General features: G+C 68.8%; 20 protein-coding genes. 4 read left to right on the forward strand and 16 right to left on the reverse strand.

All coding sequences use genetic code 11. The features are described from left to right. Positions 1–123: 123 nt before the first annotated feature. A complete protein-coding gene (locus ED92_RS13785) occupies positions 124–1,530 on the reverse strand; it encodes a helix-turn-helix transcriptional regulator (protein WP_081975782.1) in 1,407 nt (468 codons plus the stop codon). Positions 1,531–1,827: 297 nt separating this feature from the next. Here ED92_RS13785 and ED92_RS13790 point away from each other — a divergent pair, with 297 nt between their 5' ends. Together ED92_RS13790 and ED92_RS13795 are read left to right on the forward strand one after the other, a co-directional pair. Beyond that, positions 1,828–2,865 (forward strand): hypothetical protein, encoded by a 1,038-nt coding sequence (locus ED92_RS13790; RefSeq protein ID WP_037337759.1) that lies wholly within the window; start codon positions 1,828–1,830, stop codon positions 2,863–2,865. Positions 2,866–2,923: 58 nt separating this feature from the next. After that, positions 2,924–3,325 (forward strand): peptidase inhibitor family I36 protein, encoded by a 402-nt coding sequence (locus ED92_RS13795; RefSeq protein ID WP_037337760.1) that lies wholly within the window; start codon positions 2,924–2,926, stop codon positions 3,323–3,325. A 56-nt stretch (positions 3,326–3,381) separates the two neighbouring features. Here the strand turns inward: ED92_RS13795 and ED92_RS42475 are convergent, their stop codons facing one another. The 14 genes from ED92_RS42475 to ED92_RS13860 form a co-directional block, all read right to left on the reverse strand. Beyond that, positions 3,382–3,585, reverse strand: a complete 204-nt coding sequence (locus ED92_RS42475) for a hypothetical protein (protein ID WP_152610927.1) — start codon at positions 3,583–3,585, stop codon at positions 3,382–3,384. Positions 3,586–3,766: 181 nt separating this feature from the next. After that, positions 3,767–5,041, reverse strand: coding sequence for an ATP-grasp domain-containing protein (locus tag ED92_RS13800; RefSeq protein ID WP_052120522.1), 1,275 nt, complete (start codon positions 5,039–5,041; stop codon positions 3,767–3,769). Then, positions 5,031–6,329, reverse strand: coding sequence for a cation:proton antiporter (locus tag ED92_RS13805; RefSeq protein WP_037337762.1), 1,299 nt, complete (start codon positions 6,327–6,329; stop codon positions 5,031–5,033). Before ED92_RS13805 ends, ED92_RS13800 begins: the two co-directional genes overlap by 11 nt. Continuing rightward, a complete protein-coding gene (locus tag ED92_RS13810) occupies positions 6,322–8,115 on the reverse strand; it encodes an ABC transporter substrate-binding protein (RefSeq protein WP_037339921.1) in 1,794 nt (597 codons plus the stop codon). The genes ED92_RS13805 and ED92_RS13810 overlap by 8 nt, the downstream gene beginning before the upstream one ends. Positions 8,116–8,120: 5 nt before the next feature. Next, a complete protein-coding gene (locus ED92_RS13815) occupies positions 8,121–8,462 on the reverse strand; it encodes a hypothetical protein (protein WP_037337764.1) in 342 nt (113 codons plus the stop codon). Beyond that, positions 8,459–9,268 (reverse strand): dimethylargininase, encoded by an 810-nt coding sequence (gene ddaH / locus ED92_RS13820; protein WP_052120524.1) that lies wholly within the window; start codon positions 9,266–9,268, stop codon positions 8,459–8,461. Before ddaH ends, ED92_RS13815 begins: the two co-directional genes overlap by 4 nt. A 26-nt stretch (positions 9,269–9,294) precedes the next feature. After that, on the reverse strand, positions 9,295–10,545 hold the full coding sequence (locus ED92_RS13825; RefSeq protein ID WP_037337765.1) for an ATP-grasp domain-containing protein: 1,251 nt from the start codon (positions 10,543–10,545) through the stop codon (positions 9,295–9,297). Beyond that, complete coding sequence (locus ED92_RS13830) at positions 10,442–12,088, reverse strand: class I tRNA ligase family protein (RefSeq protein ID WP_063777587.1); 1,647 nt, start codon at positions 12,086–12,088, stop codon at positions 10,442–10,444. The genes ED92_RS13825 and ED92_RS13830 overlap by 104 nt, the downstream gene beginning before the upstream one ends. Then, positions 12,089–12,457 (reverse strand): cupin domain-containing protein, encoded by a 369-nt coding sequence (locus tag ED92_RS13835; RefSeq protein ID WP_200882723.1) that lies wholly within the window; start codon positions 12,455–12,457, stop codon positions 12,089–12,091. It lies immediately after the preceding gene. Between the two features lie 2 nt (positions 12,458–12,459). Then, entirely contained in the window at positions 12,460–13,782 is a 1,323-nt protein-coding gene (locus ED92_RS13840; protein ID WP_037337767.1) for a lysine N(6)-hydroxylase/L-ornithine N(5)-oxygenase family protein, read from the reverse strand. Between the two features lie 15 nt (positions 13,783–13,797). After that, complete coding sequence (locus tag ED92_RS13845) at positions 13,798–14,067, reverse strand: acyl carrier protein (protein ID WP_063777588.1); 270 nt, start codon at positions 14,065–14,067, stop codon at positions 13,798–13,800. Beyond that, positions 14,067–15,905 carry an HAD family hydrolase gene (locus tag ED92_RS13850; RefSeq protein ID WP_052120526.1) on the reverse strand — a complete coding sequence of 613 codons (1,839 nt, stop codon included), beginning with the start codon at positions 15,903–15,905 and terminating at the stop codon, positions 14,067–14,069. The genes ED92_RS13845 and ED92_RS13850 overlap by 1 nt, the downstream gene beginning before the upstream one ends. A 10-nt stretch (positions 15,906–15,915) precedes the next feature. After that, positions 15,916–16,944, reverse strand: coding sequence for a 3-oxoacyl-[acyl-carrier-protein] synthase III C-terminal domain-containing protein (locus ED92_RS13855; RefSeq protein WP_037337768.1), 1,029 nt, complete (start codon positions 16,942–16,944; stop codon positions 15,916–15,918). A 287-nt stretch (positions 16,945–17,231) separates the two neighbouring features. Beyond that, the gene (locus ED92_RS13860) at positions 17,232–18,161 is read right to left on the reverse strand and encodes a ParB/RepB/Spo0J family partition protein (RefSeq protein ID WP_037339934.1); all 930 of its coding nucleotides are present in this window, start codon (positions 18,159–18,161) and stop codon (positions 17,232–17,234) included. Positions 18,162–18,744: 583 nt separating this feature from the next. Between ED92_RS13860 and pepN the strand changes: the two genes are divergently transcribed. Together pepN and ED92_RS13870 are read left to right on the forward strand one after the other, a co-directional pair. Further along, positions 18,745–21,225 (forward strand): aminopeptidase N, encoded by a 2,481-nt coding sequence (gene pepN, locus ED92_RS13865; RefSeq protein WP_037337771.1) that lies wholly within the window; start codon positions 18,745–18,747, stop codon positions 21,223–21,225. Between the two features lie 19 nt (positions 21,226–21,244). Beyond that, complete coding sequence (locus ED92_RS13870) at positions 21,245–22,276, forward strand: FAD-binding oxidoreductase (protein ID WP_037337774.1); 1,032 nt, start codon at positions 21,245–21,247, stop codon at positions 22,274–22,276. Here ED92_RS13870 and ED92_RS41885 read toward each other — a convergent pair. After that, a complete protein-coding gene (locus ED92_RS41885; protein WP_081975785.1) occupies positions 22,169–22,696 on the reverse strand; it encodes a VOC family protein in 528 nt (175 codons plus the stop codon). The two genes, ED92_RS13870 and ED92_RS41885, sit on opposite strands and share 108 nt — an antisense overlap. Positions 22,697–22,748: the final 52 nt, after the last annotated feature.

The following is a 22,748-nucleotide window of genomic DNA, read 5'->3' on the forward strand; positions in this document are numbered from 1 at the left end:
GACACGATGGGACGACTCCCGGGAAGGAGGCCCCTGCGGCCTGTGCGGAAGGCGTGGCTTCACCGCGTCGGGTGTGCGAATCCCTCCGTTTTGCCGGCGCTGGTGAAGCGGGTCCGCGGAGACTCAGCGCAAGCCCTTGTGGGGGATCATGAAAATGTGGCTCATGTCGGCGTTGTGCATTGTGGTGGATCCGCGTGAGTCGGTCAGGTCTTCCACGGCGCCCTGTACCGCGCCGTCCATCCCGTCCACCCACTTCACCATGACGTAGGCGCTGAACCGGGGGTCACAGTCGGCGCGGATGGTGAAGTCGGGCAGGTGCAGTGGTACGTGGTGGCGGTGCACCATGTGGGACATCTCGCGGAGTTCCCCGGTCGCCCGGTTCTTGTGGCAGACCTCGTTGCCCTTCCACTGGGTGACGTACAGCGTGAAGGTGGCCCTCGACGCGGTCGGGTCAAACGTGTCGCAGTGCTTGCCCTTCTGCGGGTAACAGGTCTGGTATTGGGTGTCGGCGACGACGCTGAGGTGGGTGAATCCCGGTGCGAAGGTGACGGACCTGAGTACCGGCTCCCGGGCGATCATGCGTGGGTCCGGTCCCACGTGCAGAAGGCCACGCGGCACCGCACCCTGGGCCGGCGCGCCTGTGGTCGTGTTGCCCACGGACGTGTCGGCGACCTCGATCCGCCCGCTGTCCAGCCGGAACTGCGCGTCGAGGTCTTCCCTGAGGGTGGCGGCGCGGAGATAGGCGGTGCAGGCGACTTTGGTGGCCACACCGGGATGCAGCAGGAAGCGGGTGGTGAGCTGGACCTCTTCCTTCTCCCGCTCCGACGACGCGCCTTCCTCCAGGATGTTCTGCCCGGTCACGAAGTTCTGCTCCCCGCCGGGCCACCTGCACCGGACCTCGTTGTCGAACAGCGAGAGGTGGGTCGCCGAGCTCGCGCGCATCACCGATACCACGTACGCGGTCTGGGTCGTCGCCATCTCGAGCTCGACGCTGCCCAGCGCCACCACCTCATGATCGGGCTTCCGGGATTCGCCCGGCATTGCCTTGGGCATCCGCGGTGCGAGTATGCGACGTGGCGTGAAGTCGTATCGGATGACGGCGTCGGCGGGAGCGGCGGCGGGCGCGGGGGTTGAGGGGTCTGCATCGTTGAATGCCGTGCTCGACGGGATCACGGTCGCCACGAGGATCGCAGCGGCGGCCGCGAGTGATCGTGGGCGCCGCTGGCGAGAGCCGGAGGACAGGTCCGGAGTTTCGGCTGCGGAAACCGGTGTCTCCGCGGTTATTTTGCCGTTGGCCACCTGCCAGTGCCGTAGCAGATCGGTGAGGTCTTGGTCAGTCGCCTCACAGGCGGTGGCGATTGCGGCAATCGTCCGGTAATCGGGTGGAACTGTTACTCCGGAGCAGTATCGATGCAGGGTTGAACTGCTGATATGCGACTCTCGGCCTAGCTCTGAATAGCTCAGGCCCCTGCGCTCCTTGAGTGCGGCGAGAAGTCGCGCAAGCTCGCTGCGCGCGCTCGACACATCCATCGACCCTCCCCAAGTCTCCGGTGCCGCAAGCCAGTATGGCACCGTCCCACACCCTTCGGGAAACCCCTGTTCAGGGCCGTTTCACGCATGCCGGGACGACACATATTCCGGTATCCCTTGCCGCCGCTGCCTGTTACGCGACATGGTTGTTCCGCACCCCTGGTGGGCCGTGAATCAGTTTCACTTCAGGAGTATCCGTACCCACCGAAACACCACCTCGCCTCTTAACGAAGCGGCCATGTGTTATCGCCGAAATAGTTCGTCACGCTAAATTCTCACTGGTGAAAGGAGACCTCGGTGAGGCGAATCCTGTCCTTCATTCTCGGTGCCGTGGTGCTGGTCGTGCTCGCGCCGGCGGCGACCGCGAGCGACGCCACCTATGTCAAGTTCACGCCGCAACAGGTGCTCGCGCCGAAGGTGCCCGAGACGAAGCCGGGTGAGCCGGTGAAGTTCGACCAGGAGGTCAAGGAGCTGGGCAGCGTGTACCTGCAGATGTCGGCGACGCAGACCGCCTACGTCAGAGCGGTGATGCGCGCGAACTCCGCCACCTACCGCTCGCTGTTCGACAACGAGGTGCGGTGCACCTGGCCAGGCGGTGAACAGAGCTTCGTGACGGGACAGAACATCCTGCAGAAGGGCGCGTCCCTGGAGCCGGAAAAGGAGGACGTCCAGCTCACCACCCGCTTCCTGGTGCACCCCGGTGTCGACACGAAGGTCACCTGCACCGCGTACGTCCGTGCCGCCACGATGCGCACGGAACTCGACGCCCGGTTCCAGTTGCACGACGGATTCCTCGAGTTCGCCGACACGTCCGTGGCCAACACCGCGAACGGTCTGCCCGCCCAGCGGGCCACGCCCCGTGGCCTTGTCCGTGTCGGGCCGGATCCCGAGGTCGTGGCGCGCGAGCCCGCGTTGCCGTACTTCACACTCGCGCCGGGCTTCGCGAAACTCAGTGTCTTCGCCGACACCGAGTACAAGACGTGCTACCCGGTGAAGGACAAGGACTGCACCAAACCGCCGGCCTCGACGGCCACCTTCACCCTCTTCGTCAACCAGTGGAACGGCGACAAACTCTGCCAGACCGGCAACGCCACCACGACGACCCGCCAGATGTCCTATTCGGTGCACCACCATTACGTGCCACTGCACCTGCCCGACTTCACCGTCCGGCCCGACTGCGAACAGCGGTTCAACGCCTACGTCCTGGTGAAGTGGAAAGACGGCATGGACGGCGGAGTGCAGGGCACCGCGGTAGGCCTGACCGACTCACGCGGGTCGACCACGACCCACAACGCCGGCATGAGCCACGTGTTCGTCGTCCCGGCCAAGAGCTGAGGACCGGAAATCCGCGCCGCCACAGACGACGGCGCACCAACAACAAATAGGAGATGAAATGAAGAAGCTCTTCGCCACGATCGCCGCTGGTGCGGCCTTGTCCGCCGGCGTGGCATTCGTCGGAACGGCAAGTGCCGAAACGACGGCAGGCGCCGCCCCAGCGTCGCAAGAAGGTGGCGTGTCGATCACCGCCTACTCGGATTGCCCGTCCGGCTGGTTCTGCGCGTGGGAGCACGCCAACGCTCAGGGCCGAATGGTTCGCTTCCAGACCGGCTCCGCCAATCTCCAGGGGCAGAACTTCAACGACCAGATCTCCTCCGTCTACAACCGCACCAACAGAATCTGGTGTACCCACACCGACGCCGACTATCGCGGCACCCTGTGGCGTGTTTCCGTCGACTGGCGAGGAAACGTGCCCGCCCACATGAACGACCGCATCAGCTCGCTGCGCGGCTGCTGAGCAGTCGAGTCGATGCCACACATGGACAAGACGATCAGCTCCCTGCTTAATGGCTGCTAATCGGACACGCGTCCGCACTGCTGGCTTCGAGTGCCTGGACTTGAAGCCAGCAGCGCCGACCCCGGCGCAGCATCGTGAAGGTCGACGTCATCGTCGCCGACACGCCCGAGATCGGCCCGCACCACGCGCCGCGAGTTGGCGTGCCTGGCCGGGTTGGCGATATCGATCGCTTCCAGCAGGACCGCGGCTTCGATCCTCACCACCTTGTGGTCATGCTGCGTCGCACTGAGCGTCGATTCTCGAGCCCCGCAATGACGCCTCGACGCTCTACAACCTGTCTGGCATCTACCAAGCGCTGAACTCGCTGGGCTGTCAGGACCAAGTGGTGGGTGGGGAGACGTCCCTAGAAATGTTGGCTCAGCGGTTGGTCGCGCCAGGATGTTACCGGCGCGGCGCCACGTGACGACCGACACCTACCGCCGAGGTCGTGATGCGCAGCGACGCCTGGGCGGCGTCGAGGGTCCGCGCGCATTCGGCGATCGAATCGGCGACCGCGGTGACATAGGCGACCCGCCCCCAGACCGTCCCTTTCGGCGGAGGGGACATCACGGCGCCGGGCTTGGCGATGGTGACCGCTTGATCCACGTTCGACGGCAGGGTCGTCGGATCGAAGCGGATCGCCGCGATGGCGGTGTCGTCCCGGTCGACGTAACAGAACCGGATCCCGGTCACTCGCCGCCGGGTGGGCCGGATGTCCAGCTCGTGACCGCAGGCCGCCGCGGCGGCGAGGACGCCGGGATCGATGCCGGTCGCCAGCTGGCCGAGGTAGGGGATCAGGTCGCCGCCGAGCCTGCCGTTGACCTCGATGAGTTTCGGGCCCGTCCCGGTCAGCATGTACTCGGTATGCGTCCAGCCGTCGCGGAAACCCAGCGCGGTGTGCGTGGCTTGCAGGATCGAGGTGAACGCGGAGTCGGTGAGCAGGGGATCGTCCGCGTCCACGTAGTGGCCGATCTCTTCGGCGTAGGGCGGGAACCCGACCACCTTGCGGGCGAGGAAGAGCGGCGTGACCTTGCCGTCCGCGACGACCGAATCGACGCTGACCTCCTCGCCGGTCACGCACTGCTCGACCAGGACCGGATGGTCACTGCCATAGACCACCGGATCGGGTGCCTTGGTGTCGTGGGTGAAGGCGAACATCTCGCGGAGCCGCTCCGGGCTGTCGACCCGGACCACACCGAGGCTCGCACCGAGGCCGCGCGGTTTCAGGATCGCCGGGTAGCCCACCTCTTCCGCCGCGGCCAGCGCCTGCGCGAGGGTGCTGACCTTGACCGACCGCGGCTGGGGAACACCGGCTTCGGCCAGCGCGGCGCGCGTCTGCGCCTTGTCCCGGAGCCGCCAGATCATCGCCGGGTCGCCGCACCGCAGCCCGAGCGCTTCGGCGACGTGGGCGGTGGCGTGGATGCGCCCCTCGTCCCAGCACAACACTCCGTCGAACGGCTCGGCCTCGTGCAGCCGGACCGCCTCGCGGGCCATCGCGGGACCGTCGATGGTGCTGGGCAGCACGGTCCAGCCCGTGATGTACTCCCGTTCCCAGGTCGGCTCCGCGGTGTGGAACAGGTGCACCCGGAACCGGGTGCCGATCGACCGCAGCAGGTATTCCCGGAACACCTGCCAGCCGGTCGCGATCAGCAGCAGTCGTGGTCGCTCACTGGACATGGAACCCCTTCTCCCGTACGCGTTCCTCCTCCGTGACGGCGATCCGGCCCACCGCGCGGCGCAGGGTCGGCGGCGCCATCAGCGAGGTCACGATCGCCACCAGCACGATGATCGTGTAGGTGGCGGTGGTCAGGACGCCGAGCCGCAGGCCGACGATCGCGACGATCACCTGGATGACGCCGCGCGCGTTGAGACCGCTGCCGAGCGCCAGTCCCTCCCAATGACTGAGCCTGCCCACCCTGGCCCCGAGGTAGGCGCCGGCGAACTTGCCGATGACGGCGACCGCCAGCACCAGTACGGCCGAGCCGAGCACGGCGGGGTCGCGCAGTGCCGTGAGATCCATCCGCAGCCCGGCGGTGGCGAAGTAGATCGGGGTGAGCACGGCAAGCACGATCGTGCGCAACGGGGCCAGCCGCGCGAGGTCGGCGTGTTTGGACGACCCGATCAGGATGCCGCACAGCAACGTCCCCAGCACCGGTTCCATGCCGATCGCGTGGGTGCCCGCGGCGGCCAGCAGGAGCAGGACCACGACGGTGGCGATCCCCGGCCCCTGCTCGGACGAACGGCTCGCCAGGCGCAGCGACGCGTTGACCAGCGGCCGTCCGGCGACGACGGTGAGGACCAAGACCACCAGCAGGCCGGCGATCGAGAACGCCACCTGACCGGCGACCAGCCCGGTGACGGCCAGCGCGGACACCACCGACAGCAGCAGCCAGCCGACGATGTCGTCCACGGCCGCGGCGCTGACGATCAGCTGGCCGATGTCGCGATGCAGCAGCCGCATCTCCAGCAGGGTCTTCGCGATCACCGGGATCGCGCTCACGCCCAAGGCCACGCCGAGGAACAGCGCGAACACGGCCCGGTCGGTCCCCGCCGGGATCAGCGACGCGGGCAGCACGAAGCCGAGCCCGATGCCGAGTCCCAACGGCACCAGCAAACCGCCCGCGCTGGTCCAGGCGGCGGGTCCGCCCTTGCGGCGCACCAGCTTCAGGTCCATGTGCATGCCGGTGATGCCGACCAGCAGCAGGACACCGAGCTGCCCGACGGCGTCGAGCAGATTGAGCTGCGTGGCGTCGTGCGGCAGCAACCAGGCCGACAGACCTGGCGCCAGATGCGCGAGCACCGACGGTCCGATGAGGACACCGGCGGTCAGCTCGCCGACCACCGCCGGCATCTTCAGCCGGATGGCGAGCCGTCCGAGGGCGAAGGCGAGCCCGAGCAGCAGTCCCAGCTGGAGCAGGAACAGCAGCATGGCGTGCGCGCTGATGGGGGCGACGGGGTCAGCCATCGACGTAGTACCAGTTCTCCGGGCTGATCATGCCGAACGGATTGACCGGTTCGAAGCCGCGCAGGGAGCGGGCGACCTCGAACAACCGGATCGGGAAGTTGGGGTTGAAGACGACCGGCACCTGCTCGGCGATGTAGTCCTGGTACTCGTAGAGGACGTCCGGATCGTCGGTGGTGACCGTGCGCTCGATCAGCTCGTCGGCCACTGGATCGTGGTAGTGGCCGAAGTTGCCGCCCGCGTCGGTCCTGAACAGGATCTCGCCGGTCGGGTGGTGGTAGACCCAGCCGCCGTTCCAGCAGCACATCTCCCAGGTGCACGGGGTTTCGTCGGTGGGGTAGCAGGGCGCGTCCTCCGCGACCAGGATCGAGCCGTAGACCTCTTCGAGCCGCAGCTCGATACCCGCGGCTGCGGCGTCACGTTTGTACTGGGTCATCAGCCGGGTCAGCGCCGGGCGTCCTTCCACGTAACGCAACCGGAAGCTCAGCTTCGTACCGAGCGGGATCCCTTCGCCCGCGAGCTCCGGGTCGACGCACACCGCGGGCGTGACGCTGGTGTCCCAGCCGTTTTCGGTCAGCAGTTTCTTGGCCCGCCCGGGATCGAAGGGCAGCGGCCACGCTCCGCCGCGCTGCGGCGGCGACACCAGGTCGGTCACCGGGAGCATCGGCATCGGCCCGTTCTGGCGGTAGGCGTAACCCTGGTAGATGTCCCGGACCGCGGCGTCCTGGTCGAGCGTGCACTGCAGCGCCTGGCGGAGGTAGGTCTGGGCGAACATCTTCCCGACCACGGTGGGATTGTTGAAGTTCAGGCTGGTGTACCGGATGCAGTACGCCACCTGCGGCACCATCGTGTAGTGCTCCGCCAACGGGTTGACGCCGCCCTTGGTGGGATCGTCGGTGTGCCCGGTGGCGAAGCTCAGCGGCAGGTAACCCACCTGGACCGCGGCCTCGCCGTCCGGCCCGTCTTCGAGCCTGCGGTACTCCTCTTCGTCGGAGGAGAACGGGATCTGCCGGAATTCGTCGAGATACGGCTTGTTCGGGCCGGAGTAGTGCTCGTTGGGCACGAACGTCACGACCCCGTCCAGGGTGTAGCTCTTCAACCGCCACGGCCCGCTCACGACACTCCACACAGGACTGTCGGCCCAGCGGGTGCGGTGCTCGTTGCCCTCGTCGATGATGTCGCCCTGCTCGGCCATCAGGTAGTCGTAGACCGCCTCGACGTCGGCGAGGTCGCCGGAGGCGTTCGCCGGGCCCGCCGCGGTGCGATCCCACGCCTTCGGCAGCGGGATGATCAGGCTGAGCTGGTTCATCAGGACCCAGCGCCGGGAGTAGACCTTGTCGAAGGTGAAGTAGCAGGTGTCCTCGGACAGCTTGCCGTAGTCCGTGCAGTTGTCGGGGAAATAGCCGGGGGTGTATTCGCCGTACCGCTCGCCCTTGACCTTGAGCAGGTTCACCCAGAACAACACGTTGTCGGCGCACAACGTCTCACCGTTGGACCATTTCCACGGTTTGACCTTGACCGTGACGGTCAGCCCGTCCTCGCTCCACACGGGAGGCTCGCCGATGCTGGAGGCGTAGTCGACCTCGGGTGTGCCGTCGCTGCCGAAGAAGTACAGGGTGCGGTACATGAGGGCCTGGAACTCCAGGACGTTGCGCATGCCCATGCGTTCCGCCGGGGTGAACGGGAAGATCACCGCCGGCGGGAAGCCGGGCGCGCAGGCCCAGGTGACCGTGCCGCCGCGGCGGGGCTCGCCTTCGCGGACCGACGGCATCGCGCTGGTGCGGGTCATCGCCGTCACCGGATCTCTTGCAGGCGGGAGACCCCGACGGACTGATGCGGGCCGTAGCGCTGCCACACCTCGTCGAGCTGGATCCGGCCGTCGTCGAGGATCCGCGGGATGCTCGTGCAATGGCCGGAGATCACCTCGCCGCTCTCCAGGACCATGCAGTACGCGAAATCGAGTTTCCCGTCGGGGCCGCAGGTCCCGGTCAGCGAACCGTGGCGGGCCTTACCGCCGGAGAACTCGCCCCAGATCAGGTCGCCGTTCTGCCGGTAGACCGCCACCCGGTCCTCGCTGCCGTCGTCGGTGCCGTCGACGGCGACCGGACTGAACCGCCGTCCTTCGTAGTTGATCATGATGGCTCGCGGCGCCTTTCTGTGGAGGGGAGGGGTTCGCGGAGCTCCAACGCGCAGCATTTGGCCGCGCCACCTGCCTTCAGGAGTTCGGACAGGTCGACGGCGATCGGGGTGAAACCGGCCGCCCGCAGGCTTTCGGTGAGATGGACGGCGGACTGGGGGAGCAGCACGTGCTCGCCGTCGGAGATGGCGTTGAGGCCGAAGACGGCGGCGTCCGCCTCGTCGGCCAGGATCGCGTCCGGATACAGCTCCCGGAGCACTGCCTGGCTGTCTGGCGAGAAGGCGCCGGGGTAGTACATGATCTCCTCGTGGTCGAGCACCGCCAGTGCCGTGTCCAGGTGGTAGAAGTACGGATCGACCAAGTGCAAGGTGACCACCGGCAGCCCGAAATGGTCCGCCGCCTCGGCGTGCGCGCGGTGGTCGGTGCGAAAGCCGGTGCCCGCGAGGATCCGGGCGCCGGTGGGCAGCATGTCGCCCTCGCCCTCGTTGACGAACCCGGCCTGCCGGACCGGATAGCCGTGCTCGGCGAACCAGGCCTGATACGCGGGTTCCTCGCCGGACCGCTGCGGATGGCGGTACCTGGCCGCCAGTACCCGCCCGTCGATCACGGTGGCCGCGTTGGCGGCGAACACCATGTCGGGCAGGCCGGGCCGGGGCGGCACGACGTCGACCCGGTGGCCGAGCGAGACCAGCCGGGTCCGCAACCGGTCCCATTGCACCAGCGCCAGCGGCGCGTCGGTCGGTTTGTCCGGCTCCATCCACGGATTGATGGAGTAGCTGACCTCGAAATGTTCCGGCGGGCACATCAGGAACCGCCGCGGACGGGCTGTTCTCACCGGTCACCTTCCAAGGTGACGGTGATCTTCCCGGCCAGCTCGGTCATGAGCCCGAAAGCGTCCTCTTTGGACGTTCCGGTGGTGCCGAGGAAGCCGAAGATGGTGTTGCCGTCGGGCGGTCTGAGGATGACGTCGCCGGGACGGGCGGTGATCTGCTGGAGGAAGACCCGATCGGACTCGGTCACCTCGGGCGGCACCTCGATGTTCTCGACCACGCCGCCGTCGCAGATCAGGCACATCGCGGTGATATGCGTCCCGGTCGGCCAGTAGTGGCGGACGGGCGGTTTGACGCCCCGGCCGACGTCGACCACGGACCGGATCGGGTCGTAGTCCGCGGTGATCCGGGCGATGGTGTCCAGCCCGCCGCCGCCCACCCTGGCCGCGATCTCCAGCAGATGCGGTTTGCCCTCGTGGTAGCGCACTTCGGCGTGCATCACGCTGCGCCGCAGGCCCTGCGCGCGGGCGGCCGCCTTGACCGCGTGGTGCACCCTGGCCAGTTCCTCGGCGGGCAGGGAGGTCGGCGCGTGGTGCACGTCGTCGTCGAAACTCCTGCCCTCCGCGGTGATCCGGTCGACGACCGAGCCGAGGTAGACCTCGTCGTCCCAGGCGAGCGCCTCCATCAGGTACTCGGGTCCGTCCAGAAAGGACTCGACGAGCAACCCGATCGGACCGAGGTCGACGTCGTCCGCCTCGGCGTTGATCCAGAACATGTTCCGCAGGCCCTCGCTCGCCGTGGCGAAGTCCCGCGCCATTTCCTGCGGACCGTCCACCCGGTAGACCAGATGGCTCCCGGCGCCCAGGGTGGGCTTGAGGATGACCGGATAGCCGAACTCGGCTCCCGCCGCCAGCGCGTCGTCGAGTTCGGTGACGTACCGGAAGGCGGGGATCGGCACGCCCGCCCGTTCGTAGGCCTGGCGCATCAGCAGCTTGTTGCGGCTGTTGCGTGCCGCCTCGACGCCGATACCCGGCAGCCCGAGCGCCTCCGCCACCGTGGCGACCGCGATCACCGCCGCCTCGGAAAAGGTGATCACCCCGTCGAAATGCTCGGTGGCGTGCCATTCCTCGGCACAGGCGACCATCTCGTCGATCTTCTTCGAGCCGACGAGCCGGTAGTGGTCCGCGGGCCAGAAGTCCGCCGTCCCTTCACCGTTCATCACGTACAGATCGACGCCGAACGCCTGCACCTGCCGATAGCGGGAGTGGTAGTAGGTCAGGTACTGACGGGTCTCGATGGTCAGCAGCTTCATGGCCAGCCTCCTCGGGCAGCCGCGGGAGTCGGAACACGGGAACGGAAGTGGGCGTTTCGGCCGTGAGGGACAGGTCGGCCCCGGCCGCGGCCGCCGCGCCGCCCGCGTCGATCAGGATCGGGGCGGCGCCGGCCAGCAACGTGCGCGCCTCGAGCATCAGGTCGCCCGCGGCGATCGCCGAGCCGGCGGCCAGGTCGCGCAGCCGGTTCAGATGGGTGAGCACCGTTTCGGCGGCCCGGTTCATGCTGTAGCCGGGCAACTCGTAGCAGCCGCGGAACCGCTGCACCATGGCCGCGGCGCGCCGCCGCCCGTCCGGAGTCACCGGCACCGCTCCGGAAAGCCCGCGCGCCTTCTCCGAGATCGCCTCCGCCAGCGCGTTCCACGGCGTGCTCAACCGCCGGTACCCGTTGTCACGCAGACCTTCCCGGGTGAAACCGGTGCGCGACAGCTCCGGCGCGGTATACGCCAGATGGAACCGGACGAGGTCGCGCGGGACCTCGGCGAGCAGGTCGGCGGTCCAGATCAGATGGTCGCGGCTGGTGGAGAACTTCTCGCCGGCCAGGTCATAGAACTCGTTGCAGACGTTGGCCGACGGCGTGACGTACCGGTCGCCGTGGGCCAGCAGGAACACGAGATCCATCAGGCCCCAGTGGTAGACGTTGTCGTAACCGTGGAAGTAGACGACGTCGGCCTCGTGTTCGGCGCGCCAGTGCTCGTCGAGCGGCAGCGTGGTGTCGCCGACCGACCACCAGGTGCTGTACATGACCGCGGGCATCGCCTCGATCCACGGGTACAGCATCTGCCCGGGGGTCTCCGGGAACGGCGCGGGAATTCCCCACGCCGCCGGGATCGTCACGGGTACGTCGGGCAGCGGCTTGGCCAGCAACTCCCCGATGAGCTGCATCGCGTGCGGCCGCCACCGTCCCGCCTGCGCGGTGTAGTAGGCGGTCAGCCGGTCCCGGTACTCCTCCATCGGCAGCACCAGGATCTCCGTGTCGCGGTAGGCGACGGGGTCGTCCGGGTCCATTGTGGAGTGCGGGTCGAGCAGCTCGTCGTAGTTGTTCGGGTGCCCGCAGGCCTCGCACACCCCGCCGCTGCTGCCCGCCAGGCATACCGGGCAGGTGCCGCTGACCAGTCCGTCGAACAGGCAGGTCCCCGAACGCGTCGCGACCGGCAACCGCACCGTCCGCTTCCGGAACCGGCCCGCGTCGTACAACGCGGTGACGAACTCGAGCACCGCACGCCGGTACACGTCGTCGATCGGCGGCAGACCGGTCGTCGAGATGCCCATCGCGGAGAGCGAACGGGCGATCGCCTCGGTCGACCCGGCGCACAGCTCCCGCGGCGTGGTGCCCGACCGGCGCGCGGTGGTGACCACGTAACTCTGACTGTCGTCGGTGCAGGTCGTGTAGATCACCGAGGCGCCGGTGGCCCGCAGATACCGGGCGTACACGTCGCCCGCCAGGTACGGCCCGGCCATATGTCCGATGTGCAGGTCGCCGTTGGACGTCGGCGTCGCGGCGACCACGATGGTCGTGGACATCTACACGCCGGCCTCGTCGCGGGTGGTGAACCGCCCGGCCATGTCCTTGTCCCACCAGACCGCGTACATCCGGAACTCCTCGGATCCGCTGTTCACCACCTGGTGGTGCGAGCGCGGCGGGAAATGCACGATGTCCCCGGCGGCGAACGGCGTCCGGCGCCCGTCGCAGACGATCTCCGCGGATCCGGCCATGGCGACCCAGATCTCGTACTCGTGGTGGCTGTGCGCCCCGGACTCGGCGCCCGGCGGCACCACGCACCAGGAGCCTTCGAAGGGCGCGTTCAGTTCCGGCCACGGCAGCAGCCGCGTGGCGGCCAGACCGTTGTCCGGCTTGAGCCGCGTGCTGTCGAACTTGCGGATCTCCATCATGGTCACTGCGCTCCTTGAGTTGCGGCGAGCGGGCGTTCGGCGCTTTCGGTGACGGCGGGCAACGGCGGCATCCGGCGGTCGGCGAGCAGATCGGTGACGATCTCCGCCGCCCGCGCGGCCAGCACGCTGAGCAGCGAATCGGCGATTCCGTGGGTGGCCTCGTTGACCCCCTGCAGATGGCAGGTCCCGCTGAACGACGGCGGCAGGCTCATCCGGTAGCTGCGGTTGACGGTGATCTCGTCCACCCCGACCGCGGACGCGAGATCCTTGACGATCCCCGGCATCCGTTTGGTGAAACCGGTGCCGAGCAGCACTACGTCACAGCGCTGCGTGAACCGGCGGCCGGATTTGCGGTCGACGAGGGTGAGCACGATCTCGCGGCCGTCCATCTCGGCGCCCGCCACGTCGACCATCGGGATCATCTCGATGCGCTCGGTGCCGGTGAGCCGCTCGATGTACATCTGGCGGTACAGCGTGTCGAGCATGTCCGGGGCGAGCCCGGCGTAGTTGGTCCGGTGCATCTCGCGCAGCAGCTGCGCCCTGGCCTCCGGCAGCGCCGAATGGAATTCGTCCACAAAGGACGGGTAGTACAGCTCGTTGGTGAACTTGCTCGCCTCGTAGGCGTTGAGGCCGATCGAGCGCATCACCATCGTGCACCGTGCCCCGGGGAACGTCTGGTGTGCTGTCCAGAGCATCTCGGCCGCGCTCTGCGCCCCGCCCACGACGACTATCCGGCGCGTCCGTTCCGGATCGAGTTCGCCGATCCTGGCCGCGAACTCGGTGCTGTGGATCATCAGCTCACGGGGGATGGACGAGAAGGTGTCCGGGACATAGGGATCCCGTCCGGCCGCGACCACGAGATGACGGCACACCACGGCACTGCCGTCGGCCATCTGGACCAGCCACTCGCCGGCCCCGTCCGCGACACCGAACGGCCGGACCGAGACACACCGCCGCCCGTAGTCGATCCGCACGTTCGGCAGGGATTTGGCCACCCAGCCCAGATATCCGGAGATCTCCATCCGGTACGGCGTGAAGCTGCCCAGGTTGATGAACTGGTCCAGCCGTCCCACCGAGTGCAGGTAGTTGACGAAACTGAAGGCGCTGCGCGGATTCCGCTGGGTGACCAGGTCCTTGAGGAAGGAGACCTGGCTCTGCGTCCACGGGATCAGCATGCCGCGCTGCCAGACGACGTCGTCCTGCTGCTCGACGATGAGCGTGTCCTTCGCGAGCTCCGCCTTCGCGAGCTCTTCGACGGCGACGCCGAGGGCGAGGCCGGACGGTCCCGCCCCGATCGCCAGCAGCTCTACTTCTTGAAATCGCACCGCAATCCTCCCCGGTTATCCGCGCCGTCCGGCGCCAGCGTTGGTCGTCGCGGCGGCCGCGACGAGGTCGATCAAGGCCGTCACCGTGTGCGCGGCGTGGTAGGCGCGCAGATCGAGCGTCACCGCCAGCCTGCTTTCCAGCCGGGAGAGGGCTTCCAGCGACGAGAGGCTGTCCCAGCCGTGTGTCGCTAGCGCCTCGCGGGCCCGCAGTTCGCCGATCGGCTTGCCCAGCACTTCGCTCAGCGTGTTCAGCACGACGGAGGCCGTGTCATCCAGTTCGGTCATCACTCGTCTCCGGGGTAGGCGATCCAGGTGGGCAGGCAGGTCGGCGCGGTGGCGGGCACCACGGTGTACGTGCCGTCCTCGTCAGACGGGGTGAAACCGGCCTTCTCCCAGAAGCCGTCGGCCACCTTGTTGCGCTCGCTCGGCACGTAACGGCCGGCCACCGCGGTGGCTCCGGCGTCGCGGGCCCGTCGCACGATCCAGTCCGCGATCGCGAATTCGATGCCCCGGCCGAACACCCGGCAGCTCAGCACCAGATTCAGCACCCACCACACCCGGCCGCGGCTCTCGATCCACGCGGCGCCGACGATTCCCTCGTCGCCGAACCGGTCCGACACCGCGAACGAGGCGACCAGCCGGTCCGGGTCGGCGCACATCGCGGTCGTGGCGCCCTCGTCGAACCGGATCCCGGTCAGGTTGAACTGGTTGGTGCGGGCGGAAAGCTGGGCGACCCGGCCGATCTCGAACGTGGTGACCGGATGCGCGATCAGCCGCGTCCCCAGCGCGTGCAGGTAGTCCTCCGAGGAGGCGAACCCGGTGGAGAAGCCGGTGCGCAACGCCCGCGAGCGGTACAGCGCCGGACGTTTCAGGTCGGTGTCCGTCAGCTCCGGTACGTCGAACCAGCCGGGACGCAGCAGCGAGCGGACCAGATGGGCGGGGTCGCCGTCGGCCGCCACCACGGCCATCTCGGGAAGTTCGGCGGCCACGTGCCCGCGTTCGAACGGGGAGTCGTCCATGAAGACGAACGCGTTCGCGGCCAGGTTGAGCGTCTCGGCGGCGTGCCGCAGGTTGTCCGCCTTGGCCGACCAGTTCACCGCGCGGACCGCGAAATCGTCGGGCCGCAGCAGCATCTCCGGATGGCGGGTCAGCACCTCGTCCACCGGCCCGGCGTCGTTCTTGCTGGCCAGTACGAGGATGACGCCTTGTTCGCGCATACGGCGCACGGCTCGCTGAAGGTCCTGATAGCAGTTTCCCGGGTACAACCCGCCGAGCTGCAGCCCCGCCTCGCCCGCTTCCCCGAGCACGCCACCCCACAGGGTGTTGTCCAGATCGACGGCGAGCACCTTGCGGGACAACCCGGATCGGGCCGCGGCCACCCTGGCGACCCGCCGGGCCAGCGTGAGCAGCGCGCCGTCGGTGTACGGCAGGTCGGCGTACCGGTGCAGCCGGTCGTCCCTGGCCGCGACCGCGACGTCGGAGAGTTCGCCCGCCAGGTCCACGACCGTGATCCGGCCGTCCTCCTCCGCGAGACCGAGGAGATCCGCGTTGAGCCGGTGCCAGGCCCGCGCGGCCGCGGCGCGCGCCCGCCAGCTGATCAGCGAATCGCGCAGCCCGGCCGGGACGGGCACGGTGTGCAGCACGAACGTGCCCGGCGTACGCCGCAGGCAGGCCAGGATCGCTCCCCGGAGCTCGGCGAACCGGGCCTCGATGTGCGCGGCCAGGCCTTCGGTGTCGACGGCGCTCCAGTCGCGCGGCAAGAAGTACCGCTCGTCCACCAGGCACGTGACGAGGTCGGGGGAGCCGTCGATCTCACCCGCGGCCAGCGTGAGGTCGAACGTGCCGTAGTCACCGAGGAGCAGGGTCGGCTGCGCGCCGACGGCGATCATCGCGGCGCGCAGCAGGTGTTCGAACGGGCCGATCGTGCAGGTGGCCAGCACGGTCACCTTGACCGGGCGGAGATCCGGCGCGACCGAGGGGAGATCGGCCAGGAGGTGGCCCGCGCGGCGCATCGTCGCGGGGTCCTCGACCTCCGCCAGGAGCCGGCGCACCCCCGGTGCCGGTGCCGTCCGGCCGTCGACCGCGGCTCGCAGGCCGTCGAGCAATTCCGTGAAATCGTTCATCGACCCCTGCCTAGACTCGGAAAATCGTGCAATACCAGCGCATGCCGATGGAGATTCCGGCGAGCGCGACGAGATCCCCTGAATTCAGTTCCCCGCGGTCGAGGTAGGTCCCGAGCGCGATCAACTGGTCGGCCGCTCCCATATGGCCGTGTTCGGCGGCGAGATCGTGGTTCGTCTTCGCCAGCGGGATATCGATCAGGCCTGCCAGTTCGGCGATGCCGTCCGGATCGTTGATGTAGACGAACCGCGCGAGATCCGCGCGCCGTACGCCCGCCCGACGGCAGGCCCGGTCGATCACCTCGACGACCCGCGCGTTGAGTTGCTCGCTGAAGTGCGCGAGCCGCCGGGGATCCTTCCGGAAATGAGCCTGCACGCGTTCGGTCCCGCTCGGTGCCGTCGCGCTCGACCAGCCGGGCGGCGGTACCGGCGTGACACTGCCGCCGACGTCGGTGCGGAACCAGTCGCAGAAGTCGGAATCCGTGAACTGTTCGGTGGCCAGCCAGGTGACGCGGTCGTGGCCCCGGCGCAGCACCACCGAGACCGCGCCGTCGCTGTGCACCGCGTTGTTGACGTTCATCCGGTTGCGGTGGAATTCGCTGACCCGGTTGACGGCGGTGAACAGCACCGTGCGGAGTTCCGGTTGCAGTGTCAGCTGTCCGGCGACGGCGCCGAGTCCGGTGACCCCGCAGGCGCAGCCTTCGGTCAGCAGCATCGTCTGCCGCTCCCGGATCTTCAGCTCCCTCGCCAGCGCCGCGGAGGAGTCCCAGTACGGGTACTCCGCCAGCTCGGAATTGGCCACCACCACCAGATCGACGTCCTCGGGGTCCACCGACGCCCTGGCCAGCGCGTGGCCTGCCGCCTCCGCCGCCAGCGCGGTCGAGGTCACGCCGTCCGCGGCACGGTGGAAGGTCCGGTAACCCCAGCCGACGACGCGTTCCGGGTCGGTGACGTAGGAACCGGCGGTGCGTTCGACGTCCTGGTCTTCGCCGAACGCGTAACCGAAGCCGGCGATGCCGAATTCGGCGAGCGGTGCTGCCATTTCTTCTCCTCATACCGAGCCGGTCTTCCGATGAGAAATCATGAGCCGATGTCGCGGGCGGCTGTATTCGAAAATCGCCGCACGCCATTCAAGGACGACGGGAGTTCTCGGGCAATGGTGGTCACTTTTCGTGGCCTGGCGCGGCGCGGTTTCCGAAAGTGTTTCGGCCACAAGGCGTGGTGTCCGGGAATAGTGCCGCACGCTTCGCGCGCCGACAACTGCTCGATGTTCAACTGCGTCCCCGGTGCCCGGTTGAACACCGGTCGTATTCACTCGCGGTATCCGGGTTATGACTTCTGCGTGCCGACCCGCTGTTCCAGTTGTCGCGCGAACTCGATCCACTCGTTGGCACACCGGCGGGCCAATGCGGCGAGGACGTACACGCTGTGTGGCGGGACGGTGTCGACGAGTTCGCGCCACTCCTCCTCGGCGATCACCCGGTGGACGAGCCAGCGCAGGGTCCGGGTGCCGGACTGGGCGAACCGCAGCGACGGATCGCGTTCCAGGTTCCGAAGGACCGCGTTGCGCTCCTTCGTCGAGAGACGCTCGGTGTGGTCGTGCGCGGGCGGGCCGGCGTCGCGGCGGTCGGCCACGGTCTCCCGGACGGCGCGGGGACGGCGTGGCGGCACCGGGTCCTCGCCGCGCTGGATCCGCTCCCGCACGTCACGGACGGTGGCCGGGGCGATCCCCGCCGCCCGCGCGATCGAGCGCAGCGACGCGTCGGGGAAGGCCGCGATCAGCTGGCTCGCGACGCGACGGCCATCGGTGCTGTCCAGCGGGCGGACCCTGCCGTCGCGACCGAGCCGGGCCGTCGTCCGCGGCAACCCGTCGATCCGGCCGCGAACCGCGGCGACGGTCCGGGGACCGAGGCCCGCGGCCGCGGCGATGGCGCGATCCGACCAGTCCGGATGGGAGATGACGATGCGGGCGACCGCGGCCTCACGGTCCGCGTAGGACAGCGGCAGTCCGTGCGCGACGTTGGCCTTGACCGCCAGCACGAACGCGTCTTCCTCGCTGCCGTCGAAGAAGACCACGTCGATGGTGCTCTGGCCACGCAGGCGGGCCGCGCCGAGCCGGTGCATCCCGTCGATGATCCGCATGGTCGACCGGTGCACCAGGATCGGCGGCAGCGCCCGGTCCGGTTCGGCCAGCACCCGGATGTGCTCGGCGTCCTCGCCGATCAGCCGCGGCGAGTCCGCCGGCCGCAACGCGGCCACCGGGACGCTGTAGGTGACCTGATCCGCCTTCGGATACCCGGTCGACGGTTCGTCTTGGTCATTCGAATCAGCCGAATGTTCCTGGCTCGAGGCGTGGTCAGCTTGCCCGGTCAATGGGCACCCCCGTCGGGTTGTGTACGGCAAACCTGCGACTTACTCTTCAATGAGTCCTGGGCGCCTGAACCGATTACCGAATATCGACTCTTCACTGTTTTCGGGCGAGGTCGCCTCGGACCGGAAAGTTCGATTTGTACGGCAGTGCGAGGATGTCGAATCAACGACCGCCGCGTCCCCTCTGAAATGTCCCCATTGGATCGGCGTCGTTCAACTCATGAACTGCGTGATCACTGTTTCCCCTCCCCGCGCTCCTGGTCAGAGGGTATGTCGTCGGTCGACGGTGAACTAGGTGCTCAACTGAGTCCCGGCCCCGCTGTATCGGCGTCCGAGCGCGGTGCGGTGTTCAACTGGATCGGGCGGCACGGTTGCGCGGGGAATGCGCTGTCCGGCGGCCGGGTGATTGTCTATTCGGCGGCCGCCTGAGCTGTTCGGCGGCCGCGATGCAGCTATTTGGAGGGCCGAGGAAATGCCCAGTCTGACGCAGGCCGAAGCGAAAGAGCGCGGCGCATTGCTGCGGATCCGGTCGTATCGGGTGGATCTCGATCTGACGACCGGCGACGAGACCTTTCGATCGACCACGAGAATCCTCTTCGACGCGAGCCCCGGTGCCACGTTCCTCGACGTGCGTCCCCGCGAGCTGCGCTCGGTGATCCTCAACGGCCGGGAACTGGACCCGGCCGCACTCGACGACGGCCGGTTCCCGCTCGACGGCCTCGCCGGGGAGAACGAGCTCGTCGTGGTCGCGGACATGTCTTACTCGCGGGAATGCGAAGGGCTGCACCGGTACGTAGACCCTGCCGACGGCCGCGTCTACCTCTACGCCTACGTGTTCATCGACAACGCGCCGCGGATCTTCGCCTGCTTCGACCAGCCCGATCTCAAAGCGCCCTTCACCTTCGACGTCACGGTCCCCGACGACGACTGGCAGGTGCTAGGCAACGCGCCGTCGACCCGGCTCGGCCCGGGACACTGGCGGCTGGCCGAAACCGCGCCCCTCGCGACCTATCTGACGACGCTGGTCGCGGGCCCGTACGAGTCGTTCCACGCCGAGCACGGCGGAGTGCCGCTGGGCCTGCATTGCCGTGCGTCGCTGGCGGACGGACTCAAGGCCGACGTCGAGGAGGTCTTCGAGATCACCGGGCAGTGTCTCGACGAGTACCGGCGGCTGTTCGGCGTGCCCTACCCGTTCGAAAAGTTCGACCAGGTCTTCGTACCCGAGTTCAGCGTGCTCTCCCTCGACCATCCCGGTTGTGTGCTGCTGCGCGAGCTGTACCTCTTCGGCTCCGCGGTGCCGCGGAGCGAACGGGAGACCAGGGCCGTGGTGATCGCGCACGGCCTGTCCCTGATGTGGCTCGCCGGTCTGGTCACCAACACCTGGTGGGACGACCTGTGGCTCGGGCAGGCCTTCGCCGACTACATGGCCCATCGGGTGACCGGCGACGTGACGAGGTTTTCCGGCCCGCTGACCACGTTCGCGGTCCGGCGCAAGGCCCAGGCCTACGTGGCCGATCAGCGGCCGTCGACCCATCCGGTGAGCCTGGCCGGACCGGACGTGCGGACGGTGCTGCTCGAACTGGACCGGATCTCCTACTTCAAGGGCTCGTCGGTCCTGCGTCAGCTGGCGGCCCGGGTCGGTACCCCGGCGCTGCGCGCGGGCCTGAGCACCTATTTCACCCGTCACGCGTACGGCACGGCGACATTCACCGACTTCCTCACCGCGTTGAGCGAGGCCGCCGGCGCAGACCTGACGGAATGGGCGCGGGTGTGGTTCTCCACCTGCGACGTCGGCACGCTGACCCCGGAGATCACGGTGTCCGGCGGGGTGATCACGGCGGCCGCCGTCCGCCAGGACGTCCCGGAGGAGCATCCGGTGCCGCGGCCGCACACCCTGGACATCGGTTGCTACGGCGAGGAGTCCACGACGATCCGGGTCACGATCGACGGACCGCGGACCGCGCTGCCGCAACTGGTGGGCCGTCTGGCGCCGGACTTCCTGCTGCTCAACGACGGCGACCTGACCTACGCGAAGATCCGCTTCGACGATCGTTCCCGCGCCGCGCTGCCCGGGTTCCTTCCCGAGCTGTCCCCGGTCAACCGCGCGATGGTGTGGTGCGCGCTGCTGATGGCGGTGCAGGACGGCGTGTACCCGGCCGCGGATCACCTCGAACTGGTGACCGGGATGCTCGCCGTCGAAACGGATCCGTCCATCGTCGTCGAGGTGCTGGAGCAGGCCCGAGTCGACGTCGCCGACCGCTTCCTGCACCCGGAGCGGCGGCCCGCCGCGCTCGCCGCCGTCGCCGACGCTCTTCGTGACCGGATCGCCGAGGCCGAGCCGTCCGACGAGATCTGGCTGTGCCTGTGCCGGGGACTCGTCGAATTCAGCACCGACGTCGACGAGCTGCGTGGCTGGCTCGACGGCACCCGGCTGCCGGCGGGACTCGTCCTCGACCCGGATCTGGCCTGGCGCACCAGATACCGGCTCGCCGTGCTCGGCGCGCTCTCTGAGGACGAGATCGCCGCCGCCCACGCCGCGGATCCCGGCACGCGCGGCGAGCAGTTCGCGGCGAAATGCCGGGCGGCCAGGCCGGATCCGGCGGCCAAGGAGGCGGCCTGGGAGGCGATCGTCGGCGACACCGAGATGTCCAGTTACGGGCTCTGGGCGCTGGCGGAAGGATTCTGGCAACCGGAACAGGCCGAGCTGACCGCCGGCTACGTCCCGCGGTTCTTCGCCGAGATGCCCGCGGCCGCCCGATCGCGCGGCGACCTCGTGCTGGACGTGCTGGTGCGGTTCCTCTACCCGCGCTACGCCGCCTCGGCGGAGACCTTGCGGCTGGCCGACGAACTGCTCGCCCGCCCCGATGTCGAACTGCCGTTGCGCAGGCGGGTCGCGGATTTCACCGGCGACCTGCGCCGGGCCGTGGCCGCCCGGGCCGGCGTCACCGGCTGAGCCGGGGAGGGAGGTCACGGTGCGGGTGGGAATCGTCGGCGGCGGCGTCGCGGGCGCGCTGCTCGCCTGGCGGCTGCGCCAGGCGGCGCCGCGGAGCACGATCGACGTGTACACCGCCCGGTCGACCGACGGCGACGCGACGAGCGCGTCCGGCGGGCTGGTCCGCGGCTTCGAGCGGCTGTCGCCCGCCGGACGGCTGGCCGCGACCGGTCTCGCCGAACTGCGCGCCAACCCGGCGTTGCGGGCGGCGTCGGACTACCGGGAGGTCGGATCGGTGTACCTGGCGCTCTCCGGGGACGGGCTCGCCGATCCGGTCCGGGTGATCGAGGAAGCACTGCCCGGTTCGGCGACCCTGCTCACCGCGCCCGAACTGGCCGCCCGATATCCGTTCCGCGGCCTGCCTTCCGGGGTGACCGCGGTGGTCGAACGGCACGCGGGATTCGTGTCGCCCGCCGGGCTGCGGGACGCCGTGCTGGGCTGGCTCACCGACCGCGGCGCCACGGTCCGGCGGATGCCGGTGGCGACCGTGGACCCGGCCCCGGCGCTGCGATTGGCCGACGGCACGACCGCGGGTTACGACGCGGTCGTGCTGGCCGCCGGTCCGTGGACGCCCGCCCTGCTGGCGGCGAGCGGGCTGCCTGCCGGAGGGCTGCGCGTCAAACAGATCCAGTACACCGTCTACGAAGGAGGGCCCGCGGGGCTCGGCACGTTCGTGTGGGAGGGCACCGGCATGTGGGGCCGCCCGGCGGGCGACGCGGGCTTCCTGCTCGGTCTGCCCGGTGACCGGTGGGACGTCGACCCGGCCGGTCCGCGGCCGGACGTCGCGCTCGTCGACCGGGTCGCGAACGAGGCCCGCCGCCTGCTCGGGCATCCACTCGCCGAGCACTGTCCACATCGGACGACAGTTTCGTCCGACTGCTACCACGATCCGCCCGGCCTCGAACTACGCGAGGTCGTGCCAGGGGTGTTCACCTTCACCGGCGGATCGGGCGGTGCGGCGAAGACCGTGGTCGCGGCGAGCCGGGTGGCGGCCACCGCGTTGCTCCGATGAGCTGCTATCTCGGTACTGGACCAGTTCCACCAGCAGACCGGCGGGCCGGGCCAGGTAGGTGAAGGCGACCAGCATGCCCGGCCGCGCGCCGGCGCAGGGTTCGCGGTCGACCGGGGTGAATCCCGCGTCGCGCAGGCGGTCGAGCTCCGGTTCGAGGTGATCGACCTCGAAGGCGATGTGGTGCAGACCGGGGCCGGATCTGGCCAGGTGGCCGTCGAGAGCCGAACCGGGTCCGGCAGGGGAGACCAGCTCGATCAGGGGGCGGCCGCCGGGTCCGGGTGGCTGCCAGAACTCGCACGCCACCCGGTAGGCGGCGGCGATCCCAGTGTCCATTTTGGACATCCCGAGTGCGGTCATTGCGGGAACGAGTCCCGCGGGTTCTTCGGTGACGAGTCCGATGTGGTCGATACCGAGCAACATGGCCCGAGATTAACGCCGCCTCCCGGCGTTCGATTCACCGTGCAGCTGACCG

It is taken from the genome of Amycolatopsis sp. MJM2582 (assembly GCF_000754115.1).
Classification (GTDB): domain Bacteria; phylum Actinomycetota; class Actinomycetes; order Mycobacteriales; family Pseudonocardiaceae; genus Amycolatopsis; species Amycolatopsis japonica.